The sequence below is a fragment of the Streptomyces sp. cmx-18-6 genome (assembly GCF_046548915.1).
Lineage (GTDB): Bacteria > Actinomycetota > Actinomycetes > Streptomycetales > Streptomycetaceae > Streptomyces.
Map to the genome: position 1 here is coordinate 254968 of NZ_JAEBEP010000004.1, position 19052 is coordinate 274019.

At 72.6% G+C, this 19052-nt stretch carries 14 protein-coding genes and 1 pseudogene; 4 read left to right on the forward strand and 11 right to left on the reverse strand.

Annotation, left to right across the window (positions count from 1 at the left end; all coding sequences use genetic code 11):
* The first annotated feature begins 61 nt into the window (after window positions 1-61).
* A complete protein-coding gene (locus ACLJPL_RS11885) occupies window positions 62-1018 on the forward strand; it encodes an aldo/keto reductase (RefSeq protein WP_411080980.1) in 957 nt (318 codons plus the stop codon).
* A 224-nt stretch (window positions 1019-1242) separates the two neighbouring features.
* Entirely contained in the window at window positions 1243-2415 is a 1173-nt protein-coding gene (locus ACLJPL_RS11890; protein ID WP_411080732.1) for a PQQ-dependent sugar dehydrogenase, read from the forward strand.
* A 152-nt stretch (window positions 2416-2567) separates the two neighbouring features.
* On the opposite strand, the gene ACLJPL_RS11895 is transcribed toward ACLJPL_RS11890, so the two are convergent.
* The 7 genes from ACLJPL_RS11895 to ACLJPL_RS11925 form a co-directional block, all read right to left on the reverse strand.
* On the reverse strand, window positions 2568-5729 hold the full coding sequence (locus tag ACLJPL_RS11895) for a helix-turn-helix transcriptional regulator (RefSeq protein WP_411080981.1): 3162 nt from the start codon (window positions 5727-5729) through the stop codon (window positions 2568-2570).
* A gap of 167 nt (window positions 5730-5896) precedes the next feature.
* Window positions 5897-6085: a hypothetical protein gene (locus ACLJPL_RS11900; protein WP_411080733.1), complete on the reverse strand. Its 189-nt coding sequence runs from the start codon at window positions 6083-6085 to the stop codon at window positions 5897-5899.
* 336 nt (window positions 6086-6421) lie between these two features.
* Window positions 6422-7048, reverse strand: coding sequence for a hypothetical protein (locus ACLJPL_RS11905; RefSeq protein WP_411080734.1), 627 nt, complete (start codon window positions 7046-7048; stop codon window positions 6422-6424).
* Window positions 7049-7096: 48 nt separating this feature from the next.
* The gene (locus tag ACLJPL_RS11910; RefSeq protein WP_411080735.1) at window positions 7097-7654 is read right to left on the reverse strand and encodes a GNAT family N-acetyltransferase; all 558 of its coding nucleotides are present in this window, start codon (window positions 7652-7654) and stop codon (window positions 7097-7099) included.
* Window positions 7632-9872 (reverse strand): MMPL family transporter, encoded by a 2241-nt coding sequence (locus tag ACLJPL_RS11915; RefSeq protein ID WP_411080736.1) that lies wholly within the window; start codon window positions 9870-9872, stop codon window positions 7632-7634. The genes ACLJPL_RS11910 and ACLJPL_RS11915 overlap by 23 nt, the downstream gene beginning before the upstream one ends.
* Window positions 9873-10091: 219 nt before the next feature.
* Window positions 10092-12197, reverse strand: a complete 2106-nt coding sequence (locus tag ACLJPL_RS11920) for a phosphocholine-specific phospholipase C (RefSeq protein ID WP_411080737.1) — start codon at window positions 12195-12197, stop codon at window positions 10092-10094.
* Between the two features lie 118 nt (window positions 12198-12315).
* Window positions 12316-12969: a TetR/AcrR family transcriptional regulator gene (locus ACLJPL_RS11925; protein WP_411080738.1), complete on the reverse strand. Its 654-nt coding sequence runs from the start codon at window positions 12967-12969 to the stop codon at window positions 12316-12318.
* 128 nt (window positions 12970-13097) lie between these two features.
* Here ACLJPL_RS11925 and ACLJPL_RS11930 point away from each other — a divergent pair.
* Window positions 13098-13486, forward strand: a pseudogene (locus ACLJPL_RS11930) (VOC family protein).
* An 83-nt stretch (window positions 13487-13569) separates the two neighbouring features.
* The gene (locus ACLJPL_RS11935) at window positions 13570-14187 is read left to right on the forward strand and encodes a dihydrofolate reductase family protein (RefSeq protein WP_411080739.1); all 618 of its coding nucleotides are present in this window, start codon (window positions 13570-13572) and stop codon (window positions 14185-14187) included.
* A 93-nt stretch (window positions 14188-14280) separates the two neighbouring features.
* On the opposite strand, the gene ACLJPL_RS11940 is transcribed toward ACLJPL_RS11935, so the two are convergent.
* From ACLJPL_RS11940 to gatA, 4 genes are all read right to left on the reverse strand, one after another.
* A complete protein-coding gene (locus ACLJPL_RS11940) occupies window positions 14281-15540 on the reverse strand; it encodes an SLC13 family permease (RefSeq protein ID WP_411080982.1) in 1260 nt (419 codons plus the stop codon).
* 241 nt (window positions 15541-15781) lie between these two features.
* A complete protein-coding gene (gene gatB / locus ACLJPL_RS11945; protein WP_411080740.1) occupies window positions 15782-17290 on the reverse strand; it encodes an Asp-tRNA(Asn)/Glu-tRNA(Gln) amidotransferase subunit GatB in 1509 nt (502 codons plus the stop codon).
* Window positions 17291-17306: 16 nt separating this feature from the next.
* A complete protein-coding gene (locus ACLJPL_RS11950; RefSeq protein ID WP_411080983.1) occupies window positions 17307-17540 on the reverse strand; it encodes a hypothetical protein in 234 nt (77 codons plus the stop codon).
* A 5-nt stretch (window positions 17541-17545) separates the two neighbouring features.
* A complete protein-coding gene (gene gatA / locus ACLJPL_RS11955; RefSeq protein WP_411080741.1) occupies window positions 17546-19048 on the reverse strand; it encodes an Asp-tRNA(Asn)/Glu-tRNA(Gln) amidotransferase subunit GatA in 1503 nt (500 codons plus the stop codon).
* Window positions 19049-19052: the final 4 nt, after the last annotated feature.

Genomic DNA, 19052 nt, shown 5'->3' on the forward strand with positions numbered 1-19052 from the left:
GCGGGAACGAAAGGGGTTCGGGGAGTTGGAGCGCAGGACTATCGGTGCGTCGGGGCTCGCCGTGGGCGCGGTCGGTCTGGGCTGCATGCCGATGAGCTGGGGCTACAGCGCATCGCAGCAGCGCGGGGACCGTTCCCTGCGTACGGTGCACGCGGCGCTCGACGCGGGTGTCCGGCTGCTCGACACCGCGGACATGTACGGCCCGTTCACCAACGAGCTCCTGGTGGGGCGGGCGCTGAAGGGCCGCCGGGCCGAGGCGTTCGTCTCCACCAAGTGCGGTCTGCTGGTGGGTGATCAGCACATCGTCGCCAACGGGCGTCCCGGTTATGTGCGACGGGCCTGCGACGCGTCGCTGCGGCGGCTCCAGACCGAGGTGATCGACCTGTACCAACTGCACCGGGCGGACCCCGAGGTGCCGGTCGAGGAGACCTGGGGCGCGATGGCGGAGCTGGTGGGCGCGGGCAAGGTGCGGTCGCTGGGACTGTGCGCGGTGGGGGCGCGCGCTCCGCGCCGGTCGGGCGCCGGGCCGCATGCGGGAACGATCCGCCAACTGGAGCGGATCCAGCAGGTCTTTCCGGTCAGCGCGGTGGAGGCGGAGCTGTCGGTGTGGTCGCCGGAGGCGCTGGGCGAGCTGCTGCCGTGGTGCGCGGCGCGCGGGGTCGGGGTGCTCGCCGCGATGCCGCTCGGCAGCGGCTATCTGACCGGGACCTTGAAGCCCGGGCAGGGGTTCGAACCCGAGGACCTGCGGGCCAGGCATCCCCGGTTCACGGCCGAGATGATGGCGGCGAACCAGCCGGTGGTGGCCGGTCTGCGGCGGATCGCCCAGCGGCGCGGGGCGAGCGTGGCCCAGGTGGCGCTGGCGTGGGTGCTGCGGCAGGGTCCGCATGTGGTGGCGGTGCCGGGGACCAAGCAGGAGCGGTGGGCGGTGGAGAACGCGCGGGCGGCGGAGGTGGAGCTGGAGGAGGCGGACCTGGCGGAGATCGCCGCCCTGCCTCGGGCGCGCGGGTCGTGGGACTGAGCGGGTCGCGGGGCGCGCGGGTCGTGGGACGGAGCGCGCCGGGGGGCGGGGCCGGGCGCCGGGCGGGAGATGGCGGGACAATGGGCCGCACCGGGAACTCCGGGCGGGGCCGTGGTGCGGGTACAGGCAGTGCGGACAGGTAGTACGGAACAGGTAGTCAGGCAGCCGTCGAAAGGATCGGTTCAGTGCGCGGTGCTGTGTTCGGATCTGTTCAGTCCCCCGCGATGCGCAGGGGGGTGGTGGCCGCGCTGGCGACGGCCTCGCTGCTCCTGTCCGCCGCGTGTTCCACCGGCGGGGAGGGAAGCTCCGCCGGACCGGGCGCACCCTCGCCGACCACCGCCGCCCCGGGCTCCGGCTCCCCCTCCCCGAGCGCGTCGGCCGATCTGCCGCCCGCCAAGGGCGCGGCGAAGGTCGTCTCCACGCTGACCGAGGAGCTGAAGTCGCCCTGGGGACTGACCCCGCTGCCGGGCGGCGATCTGCTGGTCGCCTCGCGCGACGAGGGGACGATCCACCGGATCGACGGCGAGAGCGGCAAGAAGACGCTGCTGGGCACGGTGCCCGGGGTGTCGCCGGCGGGTGAGGGCGGTCTGCTGGGTCTCGCCGTCTCCTCGACGTTCGGCGCGGACGAGTTGGTGTACGCCTACTTCACCACCACCTCCGACAACCGGATCGTGCGGATGCAGTACGACGAGAGGCGGCCGGCGGGCCAGCAGCTCGGCGCGCCGGACACCATCCTGCGCGGCATCCCCAAGGGCAGCATCCACAACGGCGGCCGGATCGCGTTCGGCCCGGACAAGATGCTGTACGCGGGCACGGGCGAGATCGGGGACACCGGGCTCGCGCAGGACAAGGAGTCGCTGGCGGGCAAGATCCTGCGGATGACCCCGGACGGGGAGCCGGTGCACGGCAACCCGGAGGCGGACTCGGTGGTGTATTCGTACGGGCACCGCAATGTGCAGGGGCTCGCCTGGGACGCGCGGAAGCGGCTGTGGGCGGCCGAGTTCGGCCAGAACACCTGGGACGAACTGAACCTGATCAAGCCCGGCGGCAACTACGGGTGGCCCGAGGTTGAGGGCGAGGAGGGCGAGGACGGGTTCATCGACCCGGTGGCCCAGTGGAAGACCTCCGAGGCGTCGCCCAGCGGCATCGCGTACGCCGAGGGCTCCATCTGGATGGCGGGGCTGCGCGGCGAACGGCTCTGGCGCATCCCGCTCTCCGGCGACTCCGCCGGGGAGCCCCTGGCGGACCCCCAGTCGTTCCTGGACGAGAAGCACGGCCGGCTGCGCACCGTCGTGAGCGCGGGCAGCGACCGGCTCTGGCTGGTCACCAGCAACACGGACGGCAGGGGGACCCCGAAGGCGGGGGACGACAGGATCCTGCTGGTCGAGGTGGAGTAGGCACGGGACCCGGGCGCCACCCGCGCGGCAGGGCGGAGGGAGCACGACCGCGTTCGGTTTCTTCGAGGAGCCGGGCCCCGGCAGCGCCGGGCCGCCCGAGCGCTCATGAGCGGTCTTCACGAGGTCAGCGGGGTTTACGGGGTCAGTGGGGTTTACGGGGTCGGGTAGAGGCGCAGGCGGTGGGCCAGGGCCGCCGCCTCGCCGCGGGTGGCGACGCCAAGCTTGGCCAGGATGTTGGAGACGTGCACGCTCGCGGTCTTCGGCGAGATGAACAGCTCCTCGGCGATCTTCCGGTTGGTGTGCCCGGCCGCGACCAGCCGGTGCACGTCCTGCTCGCGCCGGGTCAGCCCGAAGGACTCCGCGGCCGCGATCGCGGGGGCCTCCTCCGTGGCGGAGTGCGGCCGGGGGCCGTCTCCGGTCGGGTCCCCCGCCGCGTCGGCGGGTGCGGCCAGGATCGCCGGGTGGATCTCCGCACCGGGGGCGGGGTCCGGGGCGTCCAGGGCGATCCGGGCGCGGGCCGCCAGTTGTTCGACCGCCTCGGCCAGCGGGCGGGCCCCGAGCCGTCCGGCGACGGTGTGGGCGCTGTGCAGCAGGGCCGTGGCGGTGGACCGGTCGCCGGGGGCGATGAGCAGCGCCTCGGCCCAGCGGTGGTGGATCTGGGCCAGCTCGTACGGGCGGCTGAGCGGGACGAACGCGGCTGCGGCGCGCGCCCAGTGCTCCGGGGTGTCGGCGCCCTCCGCGCGGGCCAGTTCGGCGTCGATCACCAGGCCGTGGGCGGCCCAGACCGGGACGAGGAGCGGCAGGTTCTTGACGTACCGGCGGATCAGGTCCAGCATCGCCGGCCGCCCCGGTTCGGTGGCGGGCAGCCCGCGGGCGTCCGCCTCGATCGCGGCGGCGGCCCGGAGCAGCGGCAGCGCGTACCGCTGGGTGCCCGGCGGGAACTCCCGCTGGGCCAGCTCCTCGAACGCCGCGCGTGCCTGGGCGGTCCGGCCCTGCGCCGCGGCCAGCAGCATCGCGTGCCGGACGGGGTCGATGACGTGCTGGGGCTGCGGGTCGCGGGCCCCGAAGTACTGCCGGGACAGCGCGAGCTGCGCCTCTCCCTCGGCGAAGTCCCCTCGTGCGATGGCCAGTTCCGTACGGCGGGCCGCCACGAGCCCCTTGGACTGGGCGGACAGCGCCATCCGCTCGCCCGCGTCGGCCGCCGCCTCGCTCTGCGCCCAGTGCCCGAGGGAGAACAGGGAGTGGGCCTGGTTGGTGTGCACCCAGGACTCGGAGTCGGCCAGGCCGTGGCTGTGACAGACCTCGATGCCGTGGTCGGCGGCGGCCACGGCCTCCAGCGAGCGGCCCATCGCTTCGAGCGATGACGGCAGGTTGATGTTGGCCCGGCCCAGCAGGTGGACCAGGTGCAGTTCGTCGGCGCGGTCCCGGACGGCGTACATCTCGGCGAGTCCGTCCTCGATGCCGCCCGCGTCGGCGGTGAGCCAGCCGCGGGTGAGCCGGGCGTTGAGCTCGATGTACTCGTCGCCGACCAGCCGGGCGTACTCCACGGCCCGGTCGGCGTCGGCCATCGCCTGCGGTCCTGGCTGGTGCAGCGCCCGCCAACTGGCCACGTTGGCCAGGACGTCGGCGTGCACGGCGGACGGCGGCAGGCCCCGGACCAGCTCCTGCGCGGTGGCGAGCTCATCCCATCCGGTGCCCCGGTCGAGCCCCTGCATCAGCCGGGTGCGCTGGACCCGGAACCAGGCTTCGCGCAGCGGGTCGGGCTTCGCGGCCAGGACCCGCAGGGCCTTCTTGGAGATGGCCAGGGCGCGCTTGGGCTCGCCGCCGAAGCGGGCGGCGACGGTGGCCTCGGCCATCACGTCGAGGTAGCGCGTCGGCGTGTTCGCCGGGTCGCAGCCGGCCGGCGGGTAGACCTCGGCGTAGTCGAAGGGGCGCAGGGTGTCGCGCACCGCGTCGGGCACATCGTCCCAGAGCTCCATCGCCCGCTCCAGGAAGCGCAGTTGCTCGTGGTAGGCGTAGCGCCGCCGGGCCTCGACGGATGCCTGGAGCACGGCGGGCAGGGCCTTGGCGGCGTCGTGGGCGGCGTACCAGTAGCTGGCGAGGCGGGTGGCGCGCTCGTCGTCCCGGACCAGGGACGGGTCGGCCTCCAGGGCTTCGGCGTACCGGCGGTTGACGCGGGTCCGCTCGCCGGGGAGGAGGTCGTCGCTGACGGCCTCGCGGACCAGGGAGTGCCGGAAGCGGTAGCCGTCGCTGTCGGGGGCGGGTTGCAGCAGGTTGGCGCCGACCGCGGCGCGCAGCGCCTCGTTGAGGTCCTCCTCGCCGAGTCCGGCCACGGCGGCCAGGAGTTCGTGCTCGACGAAGGAGCCGCCCTCGGCGACGACCCTGGCGACCCGCTGGGCGTGCTCGGGAAGCGCCTCGACGCGGACGAGCAGGAGGTCGCGCAGCGAGTCGCTGAGGCTGGAGCTGTCGTCGCCGCATTCCAGGGAGCGGGCCAGCTCCTCGACGAAGAAGGCGTTGCCGTCGGAGCGGTCGAAGATCTCGTCGACCAGGGCGGCCCCGGGCGCGACGGCGAGGATGCCGGTGAGCTGCCGGTCGACCTCCGTGCGGCTGAACCGGTCGAGCTCGACGCGGGCGACGGTGCGCAGCCGGTCCAGCTCCGCGAGGAGCGGGCGCAGGGGGTGGCGGCGGTGGAGGTCGTCGGCGCGGTAGGTGCCGACGACCATGAGGCGGCCGCTGCGCAGGGTGCGGAAGAGGTAGGCGAGCAGGTGCCGGGTGGAGGCGTCGGCCCAGTGCAGGTCCTCCAGGACGAGGACGACCACCCGGTCGGCGGAGATCCGCTCCAGGAGCCGGACGGCGAGCTCGAAGAGGCGGGCGGTGCTGTGCTCGTCGGTCGCGTCGCGGTCGGCCTCCCCCAGTTCGGGCAGGATGCGGGCCAGTTCGCCCTCCTGCCCGGCGAAGGCGGCGGCCATCTCCTCGGGCAGCGTGCGGCGCAGGGCGCGCAGAGCGGTGGTGAAGGGCGCGAACGGCAGCCCGTCCGCGCCGATCTCCACACAGCCGCCGACCGCCACCACGGCGTCGCGGCGGCCCGCCCGGCAGAGGAACTCCTCCACCAGACGGGTCTTGCCGACGCCCGCCTCACCGCCGATCAGCAGCGCCTGCGGCTCTCCGGCGGTGGCACGGGCGAGCGCTCCGGTGAGCCGGGCGAGCTCCTCGGAGCGTCCGACGAACTCGGGGCTGACTGACCTGGTCTCCACGGTGCCGAGCATCGCATAGGCGGGCGAGGCGGCGGCACTGGTTTCCCACATGGTGATCATGGCCCCTGGATCGTCCGGGGCGGCCGCGACGGTCCCCGTGACGGCCCCCGGGGTGTCCGGGCCGACCGTGACGGCCCCGGAACCGGCCGTGGCGGCCCCCGGACTGTCGGGGGCCGCCGTGGCTGCGGCGCCGGCCCCGGAGGGCCCCGCCCGCTCCGGCCGCCGGCTCATCGCCAGGCGGCGACGTGGAGGAGGAAGCGTCCGCGGCCCCGCCTCACCCGCCCTCCGGGGTCGTCGCTCCCGGAGAGGCGGCGGTCGGCCCGGCGGGCGAGGCGGACGTGCCGGGCCTGGCGCTCGGCGTCGGCGCGGCGGATGAGTTCGGCGGAAACGGCTTGGTGCAGCCCGTACTCGTACATGCGGTTCTCCCTGGTTCTGCCGGTGTCGACAGCGGTGGGGAGCCGGTGGGCCGGTCGGCCTGGGCTCTTCCGCTGTGCCTCCACCGTCGTCGGCCAGGGGGGTCCGCCGCATCGGGCGAGTGCCGCATCTTCGCCGGTCCGGGGGCCTTAGGCGCGGGCGGGCGACGCCTTAGGGCGTCAGGTATTCCCTGAGCGCCCCAGGAACTCGGGCGCTCAGGCCCTCGGATCCGCGAAGCGCTCAGGCACTCTCAGGGCTTCGGGCCCGCTCGGGTCCTCGGTCCCTCCCAGCGCCCCGGGCCCTCCGTCAGCTCCGCGCCTCAGGTCCCCGTCGACGGGTCAGCCCGCCGGTACGCCCGCGACGGGCAGGGCGAGGAACAGGTCGAAGTACATGCCCACGGAGATCAGGACGCCCAGGGCCCCGAGGGCGACGCCGGCCAGCGCGACGGCCCGGACCCAGGCGGGCTGCGGGCGCTCGGCGGGGGTCCCGAAGGCGGGGCGGACCAGGACGAAGACGCCGACGAGCAGGGCCAGCACCGCGAAGACGCCGTTGCCGAGGGCGGTGGCGTGCCAGGCGTCCCCGTAGATCTCGGAGATCTGCTGGGCGGGGCTGCCGCCGCCGGACGTCTTGATCTGGCCGATCAGCGTCTCGCGCTCGGCGGCGACCCGGCTGCTCCAGGCTCCCGTCAGGGCCACGATGCCGAGGGCGGTGGAGACGACGGCCGCCGCGCCCGCGCCGACGCCGTGGCGCGCCTTGGCGAAGGGGTCGTCCGCCAGGTCGTCGTCGCCGTGCCCGGCCTCGGCGAGGGGGTCGGTCTCCGGAGTCCCGTCCGGCTCGTCCGCGGCCGCCTTCGACGGCTCGGCGGCGTCCTCCGTAACGGCGTCGTCGGTGCTCGTGGCGTCGGTGTCGTCGGCGGGCGTGGTCGTCTTGGAGAGGCCGGTCGGCTGGGAGGGGGTGGTGTTCATGTGCCGCACGCTAGGGGGCCCGGATGAGAGCCCCCTTAACGCCGGGGCTCAGCGACCGCTGCGGGCCCGCCATTCCGGGGCGAGGACGGACCAGATCTCCGAGTCGTGGCGTACGCCCCGGTAGAAGTAGTTCTGGCGGATCACGCCGTCACGGGTCATCCCGAGCCGCTTGGCGACGGCGATCGAGTTGGTGTTGGCGGCGGAGGCGTCCCACTCCACGCGGTGCATGCCGCGCTCGTATACCGCCCAGTCGATGAGGCGCTCGGCGGCGCGGGTGATCAGGCCGCGGCCCTGGGCGGCGGGCTCCAGCCAGACGCCGATCTCGCAGTTGCCGGAGGCCGCGTCGAAGGTCGGGAACAGGACGCCGCCGACGAGCGTGCCCTCCAGCCAGATGCCGAAGAGCCGCCCGGTGTCCGCCGCCTGCTTCTCCGCGTACCGCTGGAGCAGGGCGCGCGCCGAGTCCAGGTCGGTGGCGTAGGAGGCGAACGGAACCCACGGGTCCACCAGGTCGCGGGCCCGGTCCATATGGGCGAGGAACTCCTCGGCCTGCCAGATCTCCAGCGGGCGCAGCTCCGCCTTGTCGTCACCCAGGGATATGGCGAACATCATGCTCCTCCTCCGTCAGCACGGCACCCTCTTCCGTGCCGCGCGCCTCGGGGATCTTCGCATAGTCCACCTCGGAGTCCGGCGGCTCGATGCTGATCCGGGGCAGCCTGCGGTCCAGCCAGCCGGGCAGCCACCAGTTCGCGCCGCCGAGCATGTGCATCAGGGCGGGCACCAGGAGGGTGCGCAGCACGAAGGCGTCCAGAGCGACGGCGGTGGCCAGCGCGATGCCGAACATGGCGATCACCCGGTCGCCGCTGAGCACGAAGGCGAGGAAGACGGAAATCATGATGACGGCGGCGGAGTTGATCACCCGGCTGGTCTCGGCGAGGCCGACCCGTACCGAGCGCCGGTTGTCGCCGGTCTCCAGCCACTCCTCGTACATCCGGCCGACCAGGAAGACCTGGTAGTCCATGGAGAGGCCGAAGAGGACGGAGACCATGATCACGGGGAGGAAGGGTTCGATGGGCCCGGCGCTGCCGAGGCCGAGCAGTTCGCTTCCCCAGCCCCACTGGAAGACGGCGACGACGACGCCGAAGGAGGAGGCGACGGCGGCCACGTTCATCACGGCGGCCTTGACCGGGATGCCGATGGAGCGGAAGGCCAGGAGCAGCAGCAGACAGCCGAGGCCGATGACGACGCCGACGAAGAGGGGCAGCTTGCCGACGATGATCTCCGCGAAGTCGTCGTAGCTCGCCGTCACCCCGCCGACGTACGTCTCCAGCGAGGTCGTCTCCTTCACCGGCGGGAGCACGTCCTCGCGGATGCGGTCGACGAGCTCGCTGGTCTCCTGCGACTGGGGCGCGGAGTCGGGTACGACGGTGAGGAAGGCGGTGTCGCCGCCGCCGTTGTAGGTGACCGGGCCGACCGAGGCGACGCCTTCGGTGGTACGGAGCTTCTCGGGCAGCGAGTCCAGGGCGAGCCGGTCGTCCGCCCCGTCGAGCTGGGCGGCGATGGTGAGGGGGCCGTTGACGCCGGGGCCGAAGCCGTCGCCGATCAGGTCGTACGCCTGCCGGGTGGTGGCGGTGGCCGGGTTGTTGCCCTGGTCGGAGGTGCCGAGGTGGAGGCCGAGCGCGGGCAGGGCGAGGACGGTCATGACGACGGCCGCGATCCCGCCGAGCAGCCCCGGGTGGCGCTCCACGAACGCGGACCAGCGGGCGGCGAAGCCGGTGGGCAGCTCGGGGCGCGGCCCGTGCTCGGCGAGCCGGCGGCGTTCGCGGCGGCTGAGGGCCCGCATCCCGATGAGGGAGAGCAGGGCGGGCAGCAGGGTGACGGAGGCGGCCACGGTCAGGACGACGGTGAGGGAGGCGGCGATGGCGACGCCGTTGAGGAAGCTGAGCCGCAGGATCAGCATGCCGAGCAGCGCGATGCAGACGGTGGCCCCGGCGAAGACGACCGCGCGACCGGTGGTGGTGACGGCGTTGCGCGCCGCTTCGTCGACCGCCATGCCGCGCCGGAGCCCTCTGCGGTGCCGGGTGACGATGAACAGGGCGTAGTCGATGCCGACGCCGAGCCCGATGAGCATGCCGAGCATCGGCGCGAAGTCCGCGACGGTCATCACGTGCCCGAGCAGCACGATGCCCGCGTAGGCGGTGCCCACGGAGACCAGGGCGGTGGCGATGGGCAGCAGGCTGGCGGCGAGCGAGCCGAAGGCGAGGAAGAGGACCACGGCCGCGACGACCACGCCGACGGCCTCGGCGATGTGGGCGGTGGGCGCTTCGGTGAGGGCGACGGCGGTGCCGCCCAGTTCGACCTGGAGCCCGTCCGCCTCGGCCGCCTTCGCGGTGTCCACGAGGGCCTGGGCCTGGGCGACGGGGATCTCGTCGGCGGGGCGGTCGAAGGTGACCGTGGCGTAGGCGGTGCGGCCGTCCTCGCTGATCTGGCCGGTCCCGGCGGCGTCGTAGGGACCGGTGACCGCGCCGACGCCGGGCAGGGCGTCGATCGCGTGGAGGGTGCGGGTCATCGTCTGTTCGACGTCGGCGGCCCGGACCGTGGAGCCGGTGGTGTGCCAGACGACCGTGTCGGTGTCGCCGCCGAGGTCGGTGAAGCCGCGCGACAGGAGCTCGGTGGCCCGGCCGGACTCCGTGCCGGGCACCTCGTAGTCGTTGGAGTACGCGGAACCCGCGAACCCCGCCGCGGCGGCTGTGCCGCCGAGGGCGGCGAGCCAGATGAGGACGGCGAGCAGACGGTGCTTGATGCACCAGCGGGCGATGGCGGCCAACGGACGAGCTCCCTGCGGGTTCGTGGACCTTTACCCGCAGATGGATGGATCTGCCCGTAAACGTCGTATGACCTGGTGCCCGCCACTCTGTCAGCAGAAAGAGATCCTTTGTCCCTTTCGTGGCCATGGTCACAGGGCTTGATCTGCTCCCTACACGGCACAGGACGGGCCACGGACCGGCCCGGCGACCTGCCGTGAACGACCCGGTAAGCGTGGAGGTCAGCCGGAGACGCTCGCCCGGCCGTTCTCGATGTGCCCCATGAGCCGCCGCCGGAAGCCGTCCTCCCCGTCGACCGTGACGGCGAGGTCGTACCAGCCGTGCGCGTCGGCCGCCGAGTGCACGACCGTACGGTGGCGGCCCGGCTTGACGGTGATGCGGCGGGTCCAGTCCCGCAGGTCGTCCGGGTCGACGTAACCGAGCGGCCTCACCAGGAAGGTCAGGTTCCGGCGGCCCGTGTTGCGCAGGGTCAGATGGAGATCGCGGTCACGGGCGTCGATCCGGGTGCCGACCTCGGCGCTCCCCCCGGCCGGCCCGGCGAACTCGCGCCGGAAGCCGTTCGGCCCGGTGACCGTGAACCGGTACGCCTCCCCCGTCACCGGCACGGTCCAGTGCCCCGCGCCCCGGACGTCCTGGTGCCGCGGGGCCTCGAACCCACCGGCGTACGGGTAGAGCGTGAAGTGCGCCGAGGACCGGCCGCTGTTCGCCAGCTCCACCCGCAGCGCGCCCCCGGTCCCCCGCCTGACCTGCGCGTCCGGCTGGTACGGCAGCGGGCGCGCCGGGCGTGCGCCGGGCTCCTGCTCCGGGAGGCGCTGGACGGCCGGGGGCCTGGGCTGCCAGCGGCCGGTGAGCGGCGGAATCGTCCCGGGCTGCTGGAGGGCGGGCCGCCGCCGGGGCCGGGTGAAGTCGAAGGCGGAGGTGAGGTCGCCGGTGACGCGGCGTCGCCAGTCGCTGATGTTGGGTTCCCTCACGCCGCTCCAGCGCTCCAGGAAGCGGATGACCGAGGTGTGGTCGAAGACCTCCGAGCAGACGTACCCGCCGACCGTCCACGGCGAGACGACGAGCAGCGGCACCCGGATGCCGAGGCCGGTCGGGCGGCCCTCCCACTGCTCGTCGGTCACCTCGGGGGGTGCGACGGGCGGCGGCACATGGTCGAAGAAGCCGTCGTTCTCGTCGTAGTTGATCAGGACGGCGGTGTGCCGCCACACGTCGGGGTTCTTGCCGAGCGCGTCGAGGATCTTGTAGACGATGGTGGCGCTGTGCACCGGCGAGGAGACGCTCGGGTGCTCGGAGTCGATCGCCGAGGGCACCAGGTAGGAGACCTCCGGCAGCGTCCCGGCGGCCACGTCCTTGGCGAACTCGTCGGCCAGCGTCCCGGTCGGCACCCGGCGCAGCCCGCGCTCGAACAGGCTCCGCTCCTGCCGGCCGAGGGTCGCGACGCCCTCCTCCAGCAGTCCGAGCAGCCGTTCCCGCTCGGCCCCGGACGCGCCCCGGACCCTGGCGTAGAACGCCTCCATGTACGCAGGGCCGCCGGTGCGGGCGAGCGCCTTGCGGGCGACGGCCTTGAAGGTGGCGTAGAACTCGATCTGGTTGTCGGTGAAGTTCTCCCACTCCGTGTACGTCCGCCAGCTCCGCCCCGCCTTCTCCAGCCGCTCGGCGTAGGTGGACCAGTCGTAGCCGGGATGGCTGCCCTCGCTGTACGCGTCGTTGCCCACGGCCCGCTTCCCGTTCGCCTCGAAGCCGGTCCTGCCGCTCCAGAGGTGGTTGCGGTTGGGGCTGGTGGAGGTGTGGATCGAGGAGTGGTAGGCGTCGCAGACGGTGAAGGTGTCGGCCAGCTCGTAGTGGAGCGGGATGTCACGGCGGTCGTAGTACGCCATGGTCGCGGCGGTCTTCGCGCTGATCCAGCCGTTCATCCAGCCGCCGGCCCAGGCTTTCGCGCCGCCGTTCCAGGAGTGGTCGAGGGCCCCGATGTACTGCAGGTCCTTCTTCTGCTCCTCGGCCGCGCCGCGCACCGGGAAGGGCAGCACGGTGGCCCCGGACGCGCCGGGCTGCTCGAAGACGGTGCCGCCGGTGGGCAGTTCGATGGCGTTGCGGTCGCCGAAGCCGCGTACACCGCGCAGGGTGCCGAAGTAGTGGTCGAAGGAACGGTTCTCCTGCATGAGGATCACCACGTGCTTGATGGCTCCGAGCCCTCCGGACCCCGCGTGGGCGGGCTGCGCGGCGATGGCTGCCTGGAGCGACGGCGGCAGGAACGATCCGGCCGCAGCGGCGCCGAGCGCGCCCCCGCCGAGGGCGAAGAGCCGCCGCCGTGACATGTCCGTGGTCAAAAGAGCCTCCCGTATCCGGTGGTTACAGCCGGGAAGCTAGTCAGGGCGGGTGGCGGCGGGAAGGACTGCGTACGACCTGGTGGTGAACGTCCAGGAGGCCGGACGAGCGACGCCCGGATCACGACGCGGCGTAATCGGCGAGCGAGGGTTCCAGCATGCCGAAGGCGCTGTCCGCCTCCGCGGTGACGGTGGAGGAGATCCGGGCGTCGTCCCGGCCGGCGAGGGTGAGTTCCTGGATGCGCTGGAACAGGGTGCGGTGCACAGCGCCGAGCAGGGCGGCGGCGGCCCGGGGGGCGATGTCGTCGCGGGGTACGCCGGTGGCCTCGGCCAGGGCGTCGGCCAGGGCTGCCTCGCGCAGGTCGTGGAGGTCGCGCAGGCGGGCGGAGAGGGTGGGGCTGTCGGCGATCATGCGGGCGAAGTCGGGGCCGGAGAAGCCGACGACCGGTTCGCCGGCCGCGACCGCGTCGCTGAAGGCGCGGCGCAGTGCCGTCAGGGCCGACTCACCGGCCCGGCGGTCGGTCACGGTGCGGGCCAGGGAGGCGATGAAGGCGTCCTGGTGGTCCAGGGCCAGGTCTTCCTTGCGCGGGAAGTAGTTGGTCACCGTCCTCTTGGCGACCCGCGCGGAGGCGGCGATCTCGGCGATGGTGGTCCGCTCGAAGCCCTGGGCGAGGAAGAGGCGCGTGGCATGGTCGGAGATGAGCTGCCGGGCCTCCTGCTTCTTCGATTCCCGCAGGCCGGCAGGGGGCGCAGGCGAGGCGGCGTCAGTAGTCATGAGGCAATCTTACGCCCGTAACATTTTTATGTTGTCGGTATCGAGAGGTCCTGGGTAAGTTTACGCCCGTCGCAAGATTTCTACGGCCTTCCGCCGCGCCCTCCCGGGAACCACCGAGGAAGAACACCTTGCAGATCACCGCCTCCACCGTCTCACTCACCGTCGACGACATCGCCGCCTCCCACCGGTTCTTCACCACCCACCTCGGCTACACCGAGCAGGCCGCCGTCGACGGTTTCGTCTCCCTGGCACGCCAGGACGCGGCCGTCGACATCGTCCTGATCGCCCGAGGCAACCAGGTGCTGCCGGCCGACCAGCGCGACCAGCACGCCTCCGGCCTGATCCTCGCCTTCACCCGGCCGACATCCAGGCCGAGGAGCAGCGGCTGCGCACCGAGGGCGTGAAGATCACCATGCCGCTGCGCGAGGAGCCCTGGGGCGAGCGGCTCTTCCAGATCACCGATCCCAACGGTGTCGTGGTCCAGTTCATCGAGTGGACGACGCCGGACGCCTCCTGATCACCCGACTGCGGCCGGCAGGGCCCCGCCTCGGCCGGCACCCCTCACCCCGTCCGACACCAATGACCTACGAAGGGTTCTCCATGCGCAAGCTCGTGTACTGCGTCGCCACCACGCTCGACGGTTTCGTCGCGGGTCCCGACGGCTCCGACCCCACCGGCCCCGGCGGCTTCTGGTCGCCTGCGGAGAGCTATATCCAGCACCTCGTCGACGAGTACCCGGAGACTCTGCCCGGGCCGGCCCGGGCCGCCCTTGGCGTCACTGCCGAGGGCACCCGGTTCGACACCGTCGTCGAGGGGCGCAAGAGCTACGAGATCGGCCTCGCGGCCGGCGTGACCGACGCCTTCCCCCACCTCAGGCACCTGGTCTTCTCCCGGACACTGACCGAGAGCCCGGACCCCGGCGTCGAGCTCGTCGCCGACGACCCGGTGGCAACGGTGCGGGAGCTGAAGCGGATCGACGGGAAGGACATCTGGCTGATCGGCGGCGCTGCACTGGCCGGCGCGCTGTACGGAGAGATCGACCGTCTGGTCGTCAAGCTCAGCCCGCTCACCATCGGCTCCGGCATACCGCTCTTCGGGCGGACCGCAGCCTTTGAACCCGCCCTATGGGAGCTCAGCGACCACACCGTCCTCCAGGGCGGAGCAGCCTTCCTCACCTATGAGCGGGGCCACCACGCTCCGCAGGACGCCGGCGAGTAGCCGAAGGGACCGCACTGTCCGGTATGCCTGTGCCGCGGCGACTCCCGCCACGGCACAGGCATACCGGACGTGACGGGCCATCCACGCTGAAGCTCACACCCCGATGAGGTGCAGCGACCCCCACAGCGCGAGCGTCGAGGCGAACAGCGTGGCCGGTACGGTCGCGAGTCCCAGCCGGGTGAAGCGGCCCAGTTCGGGCGCGTCCCCGTGGGCGTGCAGGATGCGCCGCCACAGGAGCGTGGCGAGAGAGCCGACGTACGTGAGGTTGGGGCCGATGTTCACCCCGATCAGGGCCGCGAGCAGCGGTCCGGGGCCGGCCGCCGCGACGATCGGGAGCAGGGCGAGGATCGCGGGCAGGTTGTTGATCAGGTTGGCCAGCAGCGCCGCGACCACGGCGACGCCGAGCAGTGCGGGGAGCGTGTCGCCCTCGGGCAGGACGGCGGCGATGCCGGAGCCGAGCCCATTGTCGACGACGGCCTTGACGACGACGCCGAGGGCGAGGACGAAGAGGCAGAACAGCGGGTTGGCCGAGCGCACGACGGCGAGGGGTGTGGTCTCCCGCTTGGCGAGCGCCCGTACGGCGAGCACGGCCGCGCCCGCGAGCGCCGCCCACAGGGGCTCGGCCCCCGCGAACGAGGTGACGACGAACCCGGCCAGGGTCAGCCCCAGCACCACGAGCGTGAAGACGGGGACCGGCGTGCGCTCGGCCTCCGGGTCCGGCGCGTGCGCCCCGGCGGCCAGGTCGGCCCGGAACGCGCGGCGGAACACCGCGTACTCGACGGCCATCGCGGCCAGCCACGGCAGCGCCATCAGCGCGGCGAACCGGGTGAAGGAGAGGCCGCTCGCGGTGAACGCCAGGAGGTTGGTGAGGTTGGAGACGGGGAGCAGGAGGGACGCGGAGTTGGCGAGGTGCGCGCAGGCGTAGACGTACGGGCGGGGCCGTGCGCCGACCCGGGCGGCGGTGGCGAGGACGACCGGGGTGAGCAGGACGACGGTGGCGTCCAGACTGAGGACGGCGGTGATGAGGGAGGCGACGACGAAGACCCCGCCGAGGAGCGGCCGGGTCTGCCCCCGGCAGGCACGGGCCACCAGATCCCCCGCCGCCCGGAACAACCCCTCGTCGGCGCAGAGTCGGGCCAGCACCAGGATCGCGGCGAGGAACCCGACGACCGGGAGCAGCTCCCCCGCCTGGTCCCGCGCCTCGGGCCAGGACACCGCCCCCACGGCCACCACGAGGACGACGGCGGGCACGGCGACGGTCGCCTCCGGCAGGCCCCGGGGGCGTACGACGGCGAAGGCGAGGACGCCCAGGAGGAGGGCGAAGGAGACGAGCTCGGCGGCGACGGTGTTCAGGGGGCTCTCCGGACCGGCGAAAGGGGCGACGCACCTGTAGAGGGGGCGGCGCACCGTGGAAGGGGCGACGCACCCGTAAAGAAGGCGACGCACCGTACAAGGCGCGACGCACCCGTAAAGAAGGCGACGCACCGTACAAGAGGCGACGCACCCGTAAAGAAGGCGACGCACCCGTAGAAAGGGCGGCGCACCCGTAGTCGTACGGGTGCGCCGCCCTTTCAGGACGTGATCGGCCGGAGGGTCAGCCCTCGACGCCGAGCTTCTCCAGGATCAGCTCACGCACGCGCGCCGCGTCCGCCTGGCCCCGGGTCGCCTTCATGACCGCGCCGACGAGCGCGCCCGCCGCCGCGACCTTGCCGCCGCGGATCTTGTCCGCGATGGCCGCGTTGCCCGCGATGGCCTCGTCGACGGCCGTGGACAGCGCGCCCTCGTCCGAGACGACCTTCAGGCCGCGCTTCTCGACGACGGTGTCCGGGTCGCCCTCGCCCGCGAGGACACCCTCGATGACCTGGCGGGCCAGCTTGTCGTTGAGGTCGCCCGCGGCGACGAGCGCGGCCACCCGGGCGACCTGCGCCGGGGTGATCGGCAGCGCGTCCAGGCCGCGGCCGGTCTCGTTGGCGTTACGGGCCAGCTCGCCCATCCACCACTTGCGGGCCTGGTCCGAGGGTGCGCCCGCCTCGATCGTGGCGACGATCAGCTCGACCGCGCCCGCGTTGAGGATGGACTGCATGTCGTGCTCGGAGACGCCCCACTCCTCCTTGAGCCGGGCGCGCCGCAGCCGGGGCAGCTCGGGGAGGCCCTTGCGGAGCTCCTCGACCCAGTCGCGGGCGGGTGCCACCGGCACCAGGTCCGGCTCGGGGAAGTAGCGGTAGTCCTCGGCGTTGTCCTTGATGCGGCCGGCCGTGGTGGAGCCGTCCTCCTCGTGGAAGTGCCGGGTCTCCTGCACGATCGTGCCGCCCGAGGACAGCACGGCGGCGTGCCGCTGGATCTCGAAGCGCGCGGCCCGCTCGACGGAACGCAGCGAGTTCACGTTCTTCGTCTCGGAGCGGGTGCCGAACGTCTCGGTGCCGTTGGGCCGCAGCGACAGGTTGACGTCGCAGCGCATCTGGCCCATCTCCATGCGCGCCTCGGAGACCCCGAGGGCCTTGATCAGCTCGCGGAGCTCGGCGACGTACGCCTTGGCGACCTCGGGGGCGCGGGCGCCCGCTCCCTCGATCGGCTTGGTGACGATCTCGATGAGCGGGATGCCGGCCCGGTTGTAGTCGAGCAGGGAGTGGGACGCGCCGTGGATACGGCCGGTGGCGCCGCCGACGTGCGTCGACTTGCCGGTGTCCTCCTCCATGTGGGCGCGCTCGATCTGCACCCGGAAGATCTCGCCGTCCTCCAGCTGGACGTCCAGATAGCCGTCGAAGGCGATCGGCTCGTCGTACTGGGAGGTCTGGAAGTTCTTCGGCATGTCCGGATAGAAGTAGTTCTTCCGGGCGAAGCGGCACCACTCGGCGATCTCGCAGTTGAGCGCGAGACCGATCTTGATGGCCGACTCGACACCGATCTCGTTGACGACCGGCAGCGCGCCGGGCAGTCCGAGACAGACCGGACAGGTCTGGGAGTTGGCGCCCTGCTGAAGCTCCGTGGAGCAGCCGCAGAACATCTTGGTCTTGGTGCCGAGTTCGACATGGACTTCGAGGCCCATGACGGGGTCGTAGGACGCGAGCGCGTCCTCGTACGACACCAGGTCGGTGACAGTCACGGTGAAACTTTCCCTCTCAGCCCAGCAGGACGTCTTCGTCGCCCAGACGCTTCAGTTCGCGATACAGGATCGCGAGTCCGGTGACGATGGCGGCAGCGGAGACGGCCGCGTCGACGAGACGCAGCACGTCGTTGTCGTGGCGGGCGAGCTTCGCCTGCTTGGCGACGCTGATCGCGCCGAACGCGGTACTGCCGAGCGCGACGTACAGCCCGGTCTTGGACTTCTTGAAGTTACTGGCCTTCTTTGCCATGGCAGTCACAGCGACGGAGCCTCCTCAAGCAGCGGGTGCCCCCACTTTTCCACGAAGGCGGCCTCGACGGCCGCTCCGACCTTGTAGAGCCGGTCGTCCTTCATGGCGGGGGCGATGATCTGTAGTCCGACCGGCAGGCCGTCCTCCGGGGCCAGGCCGCAGGGGAGCGACATGGCGGAGTTGCCGGCCAGGTTGGTGGGGATGGTGCACAGGTCCGCGAGGTACATCGCCATCGGGTCGTCGGCGCGCTCGCCGATCGGGAAGGCGGTGGTCGGAGTCGTCGGGGAGACGATCACGTCGACCTGCTCGAACGCCTTCTCGAAGTCCTGGGTGATCAGGGTGCGGACCTTCTGGGCCGAGCCGTAGTACGCGTCGTAGTAGCCGGAGCTGAGCGCGTACGTGCCCAGGATGATGCGGCGCTTGACCTCGTCGCCGAAACCGGCCTCGCGGGTCAGCGCGGTGACCTCCTCGGCCGACTTCGTGCCGTCGTCCCCGACCCGCAGGCCGTAGCGCATGGCGTCGAAACGGGCCAGGTTGGAGGAGCACTCGGAGGGCGCGATCAGGTAGTACGCCGAGAGCGCCAGGTCGAAGGACGGGCAGTCCAGCTCGACGACGTCCGCGCCCAGCGACTTCAGCAGCTCGACCGACTCGTCGAAGCGCTGGAGCACTCCGGCCTGGTAGCCCTCGCCGCGGAACTGCTTGACGACGCCGACGCGCATCCCCTGTACGGAGCCGTTGCGCGCGGCCTCGACGACCGGCGGGACCGGGGCGTCGATGGAGGTCGAGTCCAGCGGGTCGTGGCCGGCGATCGCCTCGTGCAGCAGCGCCGCGTCCAGGACCGTGCGGGCGCAGGGCCCGCCCTGGTCCAGGGAGGACGAGAAGGCGACCATGCCGTAGCGGGAGACGCCGCCGTAGGTGGGCTTGACGCCGACCGTGCCGGTGACGGCGGCGGGCTGGCGGATGGAGCCGCCGGTGTCCGTGCCGATGGCGAGCGGGGCCTCGTAGGAGGCGAGGGCGGCGGAGGAGCCGCCGCCGGAGCCGCCGGGGATGCGGGTGAGGTCCCAGGGGTTGCCGGTGGGGCCGTAGGCGCTGTTCTCGGTGGAGGACCCCATGGCGAACTCGTCCATGTTGGTCTTGCCGAGGATGACGACGTCGGCGGCGCGCAGCTTCTGCGTGAGCGTGGCGTCGTACGGCGGGACCCAGCCCTCGAGGATCTTGGAACCGACGGTGGTCGGCATGTCCTTCGTGGTGAAGATGTCCTTCAGCGCGAGCGGGACGCCGGCCAGCGGGCCGAGCTTCTCGCCCGCCTCGCGCTTGGCGTCCACGGCACGGGCCTGGGCGAGCGCGCCCTCGCGGTCGATGTGCAGGAAGGCGTGGACCTTCTCGTCGACCGCGTCGATCCGGGCGAGGTGGGCCTCGGTGACCTCGACGGCGGTGAGCTCGCCGGAGGCGATCCTCGCGGCGATCTCGGCCGCGGTGAGCTTGATGATGGTGCTGTGGTCCGTCATGGCG

What these genes read in the sequence shown, in the direction of transcription:
- ACLJPL_RS11905 (WP_411080734.1), bottom strand. Translation starts at nt 7,048, where the DNA reads ATGAACACCACCCCCTCCCAGCCGACCGGCCTCTCCAAGACGACCACG.
- ACLJPL_RS11890 (WP_411080732.1), top strand. Translation starts at nt 1,243, where the DNA reads ATGCGCAGGGGGGTGGTGGCCGCGCTGGCGACGGCCTCGCTGCTCCTG.
- gatA (WP_411080741.1), bottom strand. Translation starts at nt 19,048, where the DNA reads ATGACGGACCACAGCACCATCATCAAGCTCACCGCGGCCGAGATCGCC.
- ACLJPL_RS11950 (WP_411080983.1), bottom strand. Translation starts at nt 17,540, where the DNA reads ATGGCAAAGAAGGCCAGTAACTTCAAGAAGTCCAAGACCGGGCTGTAC.
- ACLJPL_RS11925 (WP_411080738.1), bottom strand. Translation starts at nt 12,969, where the DNA reads ATGACTACTGACGCCGCCTCGCCTGCGCCCCCTGCCGGCCTGCGGGAA.
- ACLJPL_RS11935 (WP_411080739.1), top strand. Translation starts at nt 13,570, where the DNA reads ATGCGCAAGCTCGTGTACTGCGTCGCCACCACGCTCGACGGTTTCGTC.
- ACLJPL_RS11895 (WP_411080981.1), bottom strand. Translation starts at nt 5,729, where the DNA reads ATGATCACCATGTGGGAAACCAGTGCCGCCGCCTCGCCCGCCTATGCG.
- ACLJPL_RS11910 (WP_411080735.1), bottom strand. Translation starts at nt 7,654, where the DNA reads ATGTTCGCCATATCCCTGGGTGACGACAAGGCGGAGCTGCGCCCGCTG.
- ACLJPL_RS11900 (WP_411080733.1), bottom strand. Translation starts at nt 6,085, where the DNA reads ATGTACGAGTACGGGCTGCACCAAGCCGTTTCCGCCGAACTCATCCGC.